We start from the raw sequence: 12096 nt of genomic DNA, 5'->3' as shown, positions 1-12096 counted from the left end.
ATTTAATAAGTACATTTATATAATTGAGTGAATATTATTAAAATTAGATAAGCTAAATTATATATTATAAATAGCATAGAAAAATTATTAAATAAAGAGATCGTTTATAAAAATTAAGTACGTAATCAGATATAGTAAGGGCAACTAGTAAGAAAAATTAATCTTACTAGTTGCCCTTTTTTTTGAGTAACCTTAAAATTATAGTTTTATAAAATAATATTTTATTTAGTAGAATTTACTCTTCTATAAATTTAATTTTAGAAGCTTCAATCATAACAAATATAGCAGTAAGGATATGCATTATCCAACCAACGAAAGGGACCCATCCTAAAGCTGATGCTATTATTCCTAAAATATTTCCTGTTATAGGTAAATCTTCTTTTTTACAGAAAACTAATATAGTTATGTGCAAAGCAAGCATTATTGCAAGTGGAATCCATAAAAGGCTAAGTATAATTGATGCACCTAAAATAGGAATAGATAAAAATGCTTCAATTCCTCCAGCAATCCATTTTAAAATTTTAATATTCTTTTTCATAAAATAGCTCCTTTAAAATTCATTACTAAATATATTATGCATAAATAATATAAATATTGTTTATTTTTAATAAATTACAAAAAAATTATAAAGTTTATAATTGAAAACACAAAAAATATACAATATAAATTTATATTAGCATAGGATATAAAATAAGAAGTAAAATAGGGGTGTTTTCATGGTTTCAGAAAAGGAGAATTTTTTTTATAACCCGAATTATGAAGATTTTTTAGTTGAGTACACTGGAAATTTTGATGAAGAAATTAAGAATGTTTCTTATGCTTATGGAAAAGCTATAGATCAAGACTATGCTATAGTTGCTGTAGAAAAAGGTAGATATGAAGAATTAGTTAGTAGTCAGGATTTTATAATATATGCAGTTCCAAGAGGTATATTTACTTTAGAAGCATTAACACCAATAGATGCAGGGAATTTTGAAAATGTAATACAAAATCCATATAATAACTTAAGTGGTTCAGGGATACTTGTTGGAATAGTGGATACAGGAATAGATTATTTAAATAGCGAATTTATAAGAGAAGATGATACAACAAGAATAGATTATCTATGGGATCAGACTATAGAGCCAACTAATGAAAATAATTTAGTCTTTGGTGTAGAGTATTCAAAAGAGGAGATAGATAACGCAATAAAATTATCTAAAGAAGGCAAGGATCCTTATAGTATAGTTAAAACTAAAGATACTAACGGACATGGTACAAATATGGCAAGTATAATAGGAGCTAGAGGTAAAGATATAGAAGTTAAGGGTGTAATGAGTGATTGTACATTTGCAGTAGTTAAATTAAAAGAAAATGAAGTTTATAAGCAAGTGTTAAGGGCTAATGGAATTACTAATGTACCTGTATATAGTAATTCAGATATTGTAGTAGGAATGCTATATATTTTAAGGAAATCAAGAGAGTTACGAAAACCTCTTGTTATTTTATTAGCATTAGGAAGCAACTTTAGTGCACATTCTGGAAGTAGTGTTATTGAAAAATATATTGAGAGAGTATCTTCCTATAGGGGGGTAGCTGTTGTTACAGGAACAGGAAATCAAGGAGCAGCAGAACTTCATGCATCTGGTAGAATACTACAAAATGGTTTAACTAATAACGTAGATCTAAAAATTGACAAAGCTCAAACTGAGTTAGAGTTAGAAATTTGGATAAGAAGGCCTAATTTAATGTCTATAAATATAATATCACCATCTGGTGAAGAAATAGGAAATGTTCCTATAGAAACGGAAAATAAACAGATATTTAATTTTATTTATGAGAACACAGGAGTTTCTATTCAATATATTTCTCCAGATGAAATAAATGGAGATGAAAATATAAAATTAATTTTTAGTAATATAAAGCCAGGAATATGGACTCTTATATTAAAGGGAGAATATATAGATGATGGAAGATATGATATTTGGTTACCAGTAAAATCACTTAATCAGGAAGGAACAAAATTTTTAAATTCTGATCCATACACAACTTTAGTTATTCCATCAACATCAAAAGGAGTAATAAGTGTAGGATATTACAATCAAGAAAATGTATCTATATTAAGCGAATCTGGTAAGGGCTATACACAGGATGACAGAATAAAACCAGATTTAGTTGCAGGTGGAATTAGACAAGCTGTAACTAACCCTGGAGGTGGGGTAAATTATATTTCAGGTAGTTGTGTTGCTGCAGCAGTTACAGCAGGTGCATGTGGATTGATTTTAGAATGGGGTATAATAGATAAAAATGATATAAGTATGACAAGTGAAAAGATTAGAACATACCTAATAGCTGGATCTAGAAAAAGACAAGGAGATGAATACCCAAATCCTAACTGGGGTTATGGAATCTTAGATCTTGAAGGAGTTTTTAAGCAAATATCAGCTACAAAATGGAAATAGGAATTTGGAGGAACCGGTATGTATTTGAGAAATAGTGATTGTATAGAATATGAAGATAATCCTGAATATAGTAAACTAATAGTAGAATATAGAGGTGACTTCCTAGATGAAATGTCTAAAATAGATGATGTATGTGGAAAAGTTATAAATGATACTTATGGAGTTGTATATGTAAAAGAAAAAGATATAGATAATTTAATAAAACAATCTACTACAATAACATATTTTGAATTTGATAGTGTATATGTATTAGAAGACGTATCAGCAATATCTACAGCTTCTATTCCACAAGTGCAGTCAGGTGGATATTTAAATTTAAATGGTGAGGGTACTATAGTTGCAATATTAGATACAGGAATAGATTATTTAAATGAGGCTTTTATAAATGAAGATGGTAGTACAAGAATAGAATATATTTTTGATAAAAGTATAGAAAATGAAGAAGGAAGTTATGGAGTTGTGTACTCAAAAGATGATATAAACAAAGCCATAGGTGCTAAAGGACAAGGAAAAAATCCATACGAAATAGTTAAATCTAAAGATGAAAATGGACATGGAACAAGTATGGCTGCAATAGTTGGAGGAAGGTTAGAAGATAAGAATATAGAAAGTGTAGCAGATAAATGTAGTTATATAATAGTTAAACTTAAAGAAAACGAAAAAATTAAAAAATGGTTTAATACTGATAGTGTTATATATAGTGTAAGTGAAATATTAGAGGGGATTGAATTTATAATAAATAAAAAGTTTGAAATTAATAAGCCATTAGTTATATATATACCACTTGGAAGTACAGAAGGAAGCCACACTGGAAATACTATAATAGAAAAATATATAGACTTAATATCACAGAATAGAGGATTAGTAGTAGTTACAGGTACAGGAAATGAAGGAATAGGAGGAGGACATGCAAGTGGAACAATACAAAATGTTGGAGATACACAAATATTAGAGTTATTAATAGGTAATGAACAAAAGAATATATATTTTGATATATGGGTAAGAAAACCTAGTAGAATATCATTAAATGTAATATCTCCTTCAGGAGAAAGTACTGGTATATTACCAATAACATTGAAAAGTGTTATAGAAAGAAAATTTATATTTGAAAGTACGAATTTAAAAGTATATTATTATTGGCCAGATGAATTAAGTGGAGATGAAGTAATAAGGATAATATTAGAGGGATTGAAACCTGGAATATGGAGATTTAAACTTATAGGAGACTATATATTAAATGGAAAATTTAATTCATGGTTGCCACCTTTAAGTATACTAAAAGAAGGAACAAACTTTATTTCATCTAGTCCATATCTAACAATGACAATACCTGGTATATCATCCTATATAATAGTAAGTTCATGGTATAATCAAGATAGTAATACTATGAGTAGTTATTCTGGAAGAGGAGAAAAATTGAATGGATATGGTGAAAGAATTTTACCTATAATGACTGTGGGAGGAAATAAAATTAAAACCATAGGTAGAAATGATGAGATAGTATATATTACTGGAAGTAGTGCTTCAGCAGCTATTACAGCAGGTGCTTGTTCTTTATTACTTCAGTGGGGAATTGTAAATGGAAATGATAATACAATGAATGCACAGAAGATTAAAACGTATTTTATGAGAGGTGTAAGAAAAAGACCAGGTGATGTATATCCTAATCCAGAGTGGGGATATGGAAAGCTGGATATGTTGACATTATTTCAAAATATTTAATAAAAATAATAAGGAGTATGAAGTTTTAAAATTCATACTCCTTATTATTAGCAAATTGAATTATATAAGTTCTCAATAATATTAAAATCTATTAAATTCCAAATATTATTAACATAATCTTTCCTTAGATTTTTATATTTTAAGTAATAAGCATGTTCCCAAACATCAATTGCAATAAGAGGTTTTTTATTTACACTTAAAGGGGAATTTTGATTGGATGTTGTTATTATTTCAAGTCCACAATATTCATTAACTACTAACCAACCCCAACCGGAACCAAATTTTCCAATAGATAGTTTATTAAGTTTTTCTTTCATATTATCAAAGCTTCCGAAAGTATTATTAATTGCAGTTAGAAGCCTTCCTTCAGGCATAGTTTTAGCATTAGGTGATAATATTGAAAAATAAAAGTTATGGTTATCTACGCCACCGCCTTGATTAATAACACCTTGACGGATCTCTACAGGAATTGAATTAGTATTAGATAGTATTTCATTTAAAGGCTTTTCATCAAAAAATTTAGGATCAATTGCAACTAAAGAGTTAAGATTATCAACATAACTTTGAAGATGTTTTTCATAATGAATTTGTACAGTTAAAGCGTCTATATAAGGTTCTAAAGCATCATAAGAATACGGAAGAATTATTTTATCGTATTTCATACAATAAACTCCTTTCAAATTTTAATTTGCAATACATTTAATAGTATATTTAAAATATTATATTTTATGTGATAAATAAATTAAAAAATAATATAAACTAATGTATCATTAGAAAAATTTTATAACTAAGCAGTAAAGAAATGAATTTTTTCTATTTAAGCTAGATATCATATATATATATTAGAATTTTTAGAATGTTATTTCAAAATTAAGGTTCATTAGGTTATTGACATAAAAATTTAAATATGATATATAAAAAATAAGGAGTTAGCACTCAAACTTTGAGAGTGCTAATAAGGGATTTATACTCAATTTTGAAAGGAGAGGTTTAGTTTGGAAACAAAACAATTTAAAGCAGAGTCTCAAAGACTTTTAGATCTTATGATTAATTCAATTTATACACACAGGGAGATTTTCTTAAGGGAGTTAATTTCTAATGCTAGTGATGCAATAGATAAAATTTATTATAAGACATTAACAGATGATTCTTTAACCTTCAAAAAAGATGATTATTTTATAAAAATATCTGTAGATAAGGAAAATAGAGTAATAAATATTTCAGATACAGGTATAGGAATGACTAAAGATGAATTAGATGATAATTTAGGAATTATAGCTAAAAGTGGTTCTTTACAATTTAAAAAAGAAAATGAAATTAAAGATGGATATGATATAATTGGTCAATTTGGAGTTGGATTTTATTCAGCATTTTTAGTGGCTGATAAAGTTACTGTTATTAGTAAAGCCTTTGGTAGTGACAAAGCTTATAAATGGCAATCTAAAGGAATAGATGGATACACGATAGAAGAATGCAAAAAAGATAGTATAGGAACAGAAATAATACTTAATATAAAAGAAAATACAGAGGATGAAAATTTTGATGAATATTTAGAAGAATACAAGTTAAAATCAATAATTAAGAAGTATTCTGACTTTATTAGATACCCAATAAAGATGGATATAAGTAATAGAAAGCTTAAAGAAGGTACTGAAAATGAATATGAGGATTTTATAGAAGAGCAAACTGTAAATAGCATGGTACCTATTTGGAAAAAGAATAAAAAAGATCTTAAAAAAGAAGATTATGATAATTTTTATTCTGAAAAGCATTATGGATTTGATAAGCCTATAAAGCATATTCATATTAGTGTTGATGGAGTTATAAGTTATAATGCAATTTTATTTATTCCAGAAAAAATACCATATGATTTTTATACTAAAGAATATGAAAAGGGATTAGAGCTATATTCAAATGGTGTTTTAATTATGAATAAATGCTCTGATTTATTACCAGATTACTTTGGATTTGTTAAAGGAATAGTTGATTCAGAAGATTTATCTCTAAATATATCAAGAGAAATATTACAACATGATAGACAATTAAAGCTTATAGCTAAAAATATAAAAAACAAAATAAAAAATGAGTTATTAAATATATTAAAAAATGAGAGAAATAAATATGAAGAATTTTATAAATCATTTGGACAACAATTAAAATATGGAGTTTATAGTGATTTTGGAAATAATAAAGAAATACTTCAAGATTTGTTAATGTTCTATTCATCAAAAGAAAAGGAAATGGTAACATTAGATGAGTATATTTCTAGAATGAAAGAAAATCAAAAATATATTTATTATGCATCAGGAGAATCAAAAGAAAGAATAGAAAAACTACCACAAACAGAACTTTTACTTGATAAAGGCTATGAAATACTTTATTTTACAGATGACATAGATGAATTTGCTATAAGAATGCTTATGACTTATAAAGATAAAGAATTTAAATCAGTATCTAGTGGTGATTTAGGTATAGATGAAGAAGAAAGTAAAAAAGAAGAGGACACTAATGAAAATATAGAATTATTCAAAGGAATGAAAGATATATTATCAAATAAAGTTAAAGCTGTTAGAGCTTCCAAGAGGTTAAGAAAACATCCAGTATGTTTATCAAATGATGGCGAAGTTACAATTGAAATGGAAAAAGTTTTAAATTCTATGCCAAATGGTCAAAATGTTAAAGCAGATAGAGTATTGGAAATAAACGTAAATCATGATGTGTTTAAGTCATTAAAAGATGCTTATGAAAATGATAAAGATAAACTTAAATTATATACAGACTTATTATATAATCAAGCATTGCTTATAGAAGGCTTAACTATAGAAGATCCAGTAGAATTTACAAATAATATTTGTAAGATAATGATTTAAAAATTTAACTTATATAAAATAGTCTGTGCTATATTAGAAAGACAATATTAAAAGTTGTCAATCTAAATAGCATAGGCTAATTTTTTTATTTTTAAAATATAACATATTTAAGAATTGTTAAAATATTACGAAATTCAATCAGAAGTTAAAGCTACAAAAACAAAGGACGAGATAAATAAAATACTAAATATAGCTAGAGCTAATGCTATACATGTGTCTGTGATAAAAATGTGGAGATTTCATTTCAAGGAAAATTAGAACTTGAAGAAGTTAATAAATTAAGAAATAATTTATTAACTAATAACAAAAGAAAAAAGCAAAGATCTTAGATAAATTTGTATAAAAATTAAATTTATTGTAAGTAAATTAATTAAAAAATGAAGATTGACATAAAAATCCAATGTGAGATAATTATACTGAATTGTAGGAAAATTAAACAAGGAAAGTAGATGACTTATAATGGAAAATAATAGAGGATTAAGTGATTTAATAGATGTTACTTTATTACAAGATATTCAGGATAAACTTGCTGAAATTACAGGTCTTGCTTTTAATATAGTTAATTTTAGGGGAGATCCTATAAATAAGTATTCTAACTTTTGTAGTTTTTGTAAAGCTATAAGAGATACAGATGAAGGATTTAAATTATGTCGTTCTGCTAATGCTCATGGAGGATTAGAAGCTGCAATAAGACAAAAACCATATATGTTTAAATGTCCAGCAGGATTAGTTGACGTTGCTATTCCTATAATTATAGATAATCAGTATGTAGGAGCTGTTTTTTTTGGACAAGTAAGGACAAATGCTGAAGATTACTTATTAAGTAAAGAATCTAAAAATATAAGCAGATTATTAAAAAAATATCCAGATTTTAAGAAATATTATAATGATATTGGGTATATAGATTATAATAAAATAAAAGCTATATATTCATTAGTTGAGACAATAATTAATCAATTAATAAATAAATCTTCATTAAATAAATTAGAAGAAGAAATAATTTTTAATAATATTAAATTAAAGAAAAAAGAAGAAGAAAATAATATTCTTAAAAGTAATTTAGAATCTATGAACTTTAAATTTTTTCAAATACCAATTAATATTAATGTTCAATTAAGTATATTAAATTCCATATCTAATCTTGCATTAATTGAAGATGCACCTAAAACTCAAGAAATGATTTGTACTTTAGCAGAAATAATTAGGTATTCATCAAAAAATATAAATAATCAAGTTATATTAGAAGAAGAAATAAAAAATGTTAATAATTAATTGAAGATCCAAACTGCAATATGTTAAAATACAGTAAAATATAAAAATAATGTAGATGATAAAATTAAGAAAATAAAAATGATTCCAATGACTTTAATGTCAGTTATAGAATACATATTTTTAAAGAGGAAAATATGAAAAAATCAAAGAGTCATTTCTATTACAGGAAATAATAAAGAAAAATATGCTATTATCACTATTGAAGATAATGGAGTAAATATTGAAGAAAATAAGTTGTTTTTAATTATGAATAATAAAAAAGAACATAATGATTCATCTTTAAATATATCATTTATAAATAAGTTATTTAATAATTATTATGGTAATGAATATAAGATAAAAGTTACTAATAAAGAAAATATTGGTACCATAATAGAAATGAAACTTCCTTTAGTTTATGAAAAATAGAGGTAATATAATGGTTAAGATATTAATTGCAGATAGTGAAAATTTAGAAATTGAAGCATTGAAGTTAATTATTCAAAGAAAATTTAAAGAGGTTAAAGTTATTGCAACAGCCAATTGTAGTGATGAACTTATTGAAAAAGTTGAATATATAAATCCAGATATTATATTTATTGATATGTTAATATATGGATTGAATTCCTTTGATGTTATTAGATATATAAAAAAAACATATGTAAATAAAAAAATAGTAATTATGAGTATTTACGATGATTTTTATTTTGTAAGAAAAGCTTTAAAACTAAAAGTAGATGATTATTTATTAAAACCTATAAAAGTTGAAAATGTAGTAGAAATATTAAATGAATTTATAAATATTGATAAAGACTATTCTATAAATAATGAATTAAAATTTGTTTTAAATTATATAGAAAAAAATTTAAAAGGTAATATAATGTTACAAGATATAGCAAGTTGCATGAATGTAAGTACATCTTATTTAAGCAAAAGTTTTAAAAATAAGATGGGGACTAATTTTAATAAGTATGTTACAAAGAGGAAAATTGAGGAAGCTAAATATATCCTTAAGAGTACTGATATTAGTATAAGTGATTTAACCTTTAACATTGGATATAATGAACCTAATTATTTTTGCAAGGTGTTTAAAAAGGTAGAAGGGATGACACCATTAGAATATAGAGAACTATATAAAAATAAATAAAATATAAAATTTAAATTTATAATCAAAAAAGTATCATAATAATATAAGAAAGCTTTTCTCTTAGAATAAATTTGAAAAAAAGTATAATAAAGTAGAAATTAAGTGTTAAAGAAATATAAATTTTTAATGTACTATAATTATATAAGCTAAAATTAATTACTACTTTGTAAGTAAATCTATGTTTTAAAAAGTAGATATTAAAATATGGTATAAATCTAGGGGGGAGCAAATGGATATTTTAGCAAAAGGATTTATAGAACCTACTGAGAGGGTAAAAAAGTTAAAAGAAGAAGTTATGTCAGCAATGCCATGTATTGAGGCAGATAGAGCTATAATATTAACTAAAGCATTTAAAGAGAATGAAAATGAGCCAATAATTATTCGTAAAGCAAAATCATTAGAAGCAGTTCTAAAAGAACTTCCTATAGTAATTAGAGATGAAGAACTTATAGTTGGAAGTTTAACAAAGAATCCAAGATCAGCACAGGTTTTTCCTGAGTTTTCTAATGAATGGCTAGTAAAGGAATTTGATAAATTTGAGCAAAGAACATCAGATGCCTTTAAAATTACAGAAAAAACAAAGGATGATTTAAAAGAAGCTTTTAAATATTGGAAAGGTAAAACTGTTAGTGAGCTTGCAACATCTTATATGTCAGATGAAACAAAGAAAGCCATGGGAGCTAATGTATTTACTGTAGCTAATTATTATTTTAATGGTCTTGGACATATTTCTGTAGACTATAAAAAAGTATTAGATAAAGGTTTTAAAGGAATTATAGAAGAGGTAGAAGAAAAATTAGGTAATTATAATAAGTCATTACCAGATTACGTTGAAAAGAGAATGTTCTGGGAATCTATAATAATATCTTGTAAAGCTGCAATAAATTATGCTAAGAGATACTCAAATTTAGCAAAGGAATTAGCAGAAAAAGCGACAAATATAAGAAGAAAAAATGAACTATTAAATATATCTAAAATTTGTAACAAGGTTCCAGAGAATCCTGCTGAAACATTTTATGAGGCATGTCAATCATTTTGGTTTGTACAAGCAATTATAAGTTTAGAATCTAATGGACATGCAATATCACCAGCACGTTTTGATCAATATATGTATCCATACTATAAGCATGATATAGATTCAGATGAAAATTTAAGGGGTTTTAATACAGAAATTCTTCATTGTTTATGGGTTAAATTTAATGATCTGACTAAAGTTCGTGATGAAACTACAACTAAAGCATTTAGTGGATATTCAATGTTCCAAAATTTAATAGTTGGTGGACAAACTGAAGATGGTAAAGATGCAACAAATGAATTATCTTACATGTGTCTTGAGGCAACAGGTAGTTTATTACTACCACAACCATCACTTTCAGTTAGAATATGGAGTAAGACTCCAGATGATTTTTTAATAAGAACTTGCGAATTAACTCGCTTAGGAACAGGTCTTCCAGCATTTTATAATGATGAAGTGATAATTCCTATGCTAGTAAATCAAGGATTAACATTAGAAGATGCAAGGGATTATGGAATAGTAGGTTGCGTTGAACCACAAAAGCCTGCTAAGACTGATGGATGGTATGATGCAGCTTTCTTTAATTTGGCCAAAATACTAGAATTAAGTATAAATAATGGATTTAGTAACGGAAAGAGAGTTGGACTTGATACAGGAGATTTTACTTCATTTAAATCTTTGGATGACTTAATAAATGCATACGAAAAGCAAATGGAATATTTTGTTGGACAAATGGTTCAAGCTGATAACTGTGTTGATATTGCTCATAGAGAAAGAGCACCACTTCCATTTCTATCATGTATGTTAGATGATTGTATAGCTAAAGGGAAATCCATTCAAGAAGGCGGAGGGCATTATCGATTCTCAGGACCTTTAGGAGTTGGTGTAGCAAATGTTGGTGATTCATTTATGGCTATTAAAAAGCTTATATTTGATGAAAATAAATTAACTTTAGAAGAATTAAAAGAAGCCCTTGATTCAAATTTTGGAGAATTTGATAAAGACAATAAAAAGAAAGCAAATCATAAATCTATTAAGCAAATGTTACTTAATAGATCACCTAAATTTGGTAATGATATAGATGAAGTTGATGAACTTACACGTATAGGCTCTCTTATTTATTGCAAAGAAGTAGAAAAGCATATGAATCAACGTGGAGGAAAGTTTATACCAGGATTATATCCAGTATCTAACAATGTTCATTTAGGTAGTTTAGTATTAGCAACACCTGATGGAAGAAATGCATACAAGCCATTAGCTGATGGGGTATCACCAACTAGAGGAGCTGATTTGCAAGGGCCAACAGCAGCAGCAAATTCAGTATCAAAATTAGATCATTTTAGTGCACCAAGTGGAACATTATTTAATCAAAAATTTAATCCACGTTCTCTTGAAGGAGATAATGGTTTGAAAAATTTAGCAGCATTAATAAGAAGTTATTTTGATAAAAAAGGAATGCACGTACAATTTAATGTAATTGATAAGGAAACATTAATAGATGCACAAAAACATCCAGAAAATTATAGAGATCTAATAGTACGTGTTGCGGGGTATAGTGCTCAATTTATCTGTTTAGATAAAGGTGTACAAGATGATATTATAAAGAGAACAGAACAAAGTATGTAAAACTTAAGCCAAATATAGTCCTGT

9 protein-coding genes are annotated in these 12096 nt (G+C 26.3%); 7 read left to right on the top strand and 2 right to left on the bottom strand.

Annotation, left to right across the window (positions count from 1 at the left end; translation table 11 throughout):
• Positions 1–235: 235 nt before the first annotated feature.
• On the bottom strand, positions 236–538 hold the full coding sequence (locus CP523_RS00510; protein WP_066676317.1) for a hypothetical protein: 303 nt from the start codon (positions 536–538) through the stop codon (positions 236–238).
• 178 nt (positions 539–716) lie between these two features.
• On the opposite strand from CP523_RS00510, the gene CP523_RS00505 reads away from it, so the two are divergent.
• Both CP523_RS00505 and CP523_RS00500 read left to right on the top strand, forming a co-directional pair.
• Positions 717–2441: a S8 family peptidase gene (locus CP523_RS00505; protein WP_120140411.1), complete on the top strand. Its 1725-nt coding sequence runs from the start codon at positions 717–719 to the stop codon at positions 2439–2441.
• An 18-nt stretch (positions 2442–2459) separates the two neighbouring features.
• A complete protein-coding gene (locus CP523_RS00500; RefSeq protein ID WP_066676315.1) occupies positions 2460–4163 on the top strand; it encodes a S8 family peptidase in 1704 nt (567 codons plus the stop codon).
• Between the two features lie 47 nt (positions 4164–4210).
• Here the strand turns inward: CP523_RS00500 and CP523_RS00495 are convergent, their stop codons facing one another.
• Positions 4211–4825 (bottom strand): superoxide dismutase, encoded by a 615-nt coding sequence (locus CP523_RS00495; protein WP_066676314.1) that lies wholly within the window; start codon positions 4823–4825, stop codon positions 4211–4213.
• A gap of 333 nt (positions 4826–5158) precedes the next feature.
• Between CP523_RS00495 and htpG the strand changes: the two genes are divergently transcribed.
• The 5 genes from htpG (at position 5159) to CP523_RS00475 (ending at position 12072) form a co-directional block, all read left to right on the top strand.
• The gene (htpG, locus tag CP523_RS00490; RefSeq protein ID WP_066676313.1) at positions 5159–7033 is read left to right on the top strand and encodes a molecular chaperone HtpG; all 1875 of its coding nucleotides are present in this window, start codon (positions 5159–5161) and stop codon (positions 7031–7033) included.
• A 459-nt stretch (positions 7034–7492) separates the two neighbouring features.
• Positions 7493–8305 carry a PocR ligand-binding domain-containing protein gene (locus tag CP523_RS00485; RefSeq protein ID WP_120140410.1) on the top strand — a complete coding sequence of 271 codons (813 nt, stop codon included), beginning with the start codon at positions 7493–7495 and terminating at the stop codon, positions 8303–8305.
• Between the two features lie 246 nt (positions 8306–8551).
• Entirely contained in the window at positions 8552–8713 is a 162-nt protein-coding gene (locus CP523_RS15855) for a hypothetical protein (protein WP_162925923.1), read from the top strand.
• 10 nt (positions 8714–8723) lie between these two features.
• Positions 8724–9431: a response regulator transcription factor gene (locus tag CP523_RS00480; protein ID WP_066676308.1), complete on the top strand. Its 708-nt coding sequence runs from the start codon at positions 8724–8726 to the stop codon at positions 9429–9431.
• 229 nt (positions 9432–9660) lie between these two features.
• Complete coding sequence (locus CP523_RS00475; RefSeq protein WP_066676306.1) at positions 9661–12072, top strand: glycyl radical protein; 2412 nt, start codon at positions 9661–9663, stop codon at positions 12070–12072.
• Positions 12073–12096 lie beyond the last annotated feature (24 nt).

This window comes from Clostridium septicum, assembly GCF_003606265.1.
GTDB classification, from domain to species: domain Bacteria; phylum Bacillota; class Clostridia; order Clostridiales; family Clostridiaceae; genus Clostridium; species Clostridium septicum.
This window is presented reverse-complemented; position numbering and strand designations above follow the sequence as displayed.

Coding starts and splice junctions, on each gene's coding strand:
- CP523_RS00510 (WP_066676317.1), bottom strand. CDS start 538: ATGAAAAAGAATATTAAAATTTTAAAATGGATTGCTGGAGGAATTGAA.
- CP523_RS00505 (WP_120140411.1), top strand. CDS start 717: ATGGTTTCAGAAAAGGAGAATTTTTTTTATAACCCGAATTATGAAGAT.
- CP523_RS00500 (WP_066676315.1), top strand. CDS start 2,460: ATGTATTTGAGAAATAGTGATTGTATAGAATATGAAGATAATCCTGAA.
- CP523_RS00495 (WP_066676314.1), bottom strand. CDS start 4,825: ATGAAATACGATAAAATAATTCTTCCGTATTCTTATGATGCTTTAGAA.
- CP523_RS00485 (WP_120140410.1), top strand. CDS start 7,493: ATGGAAAATAATAGAGGATTAAGTGATTTAATAGATGTTACTTTATTA.
- CP523_RS15855 (WP_162925923.1), top strand. CDS start 8,552: ATGAATAATAAAAAAGAACATAATGATTCATCTTTAAATATATCATTT.
- CP523_RS00480 (WP_066676308.1), top strand. CDS start 8,724: ATGGTTAAGATATTAATTGCAGATAGTGAAAATTTAGAAATTGAAGCA.
- CP523_RS00475 (WP_066676306.1), top strand. CDS start 9,661: ATGGATATTTTAGCAAAAGGATTTATAGAACCTACTGAGAGGGTAAAA.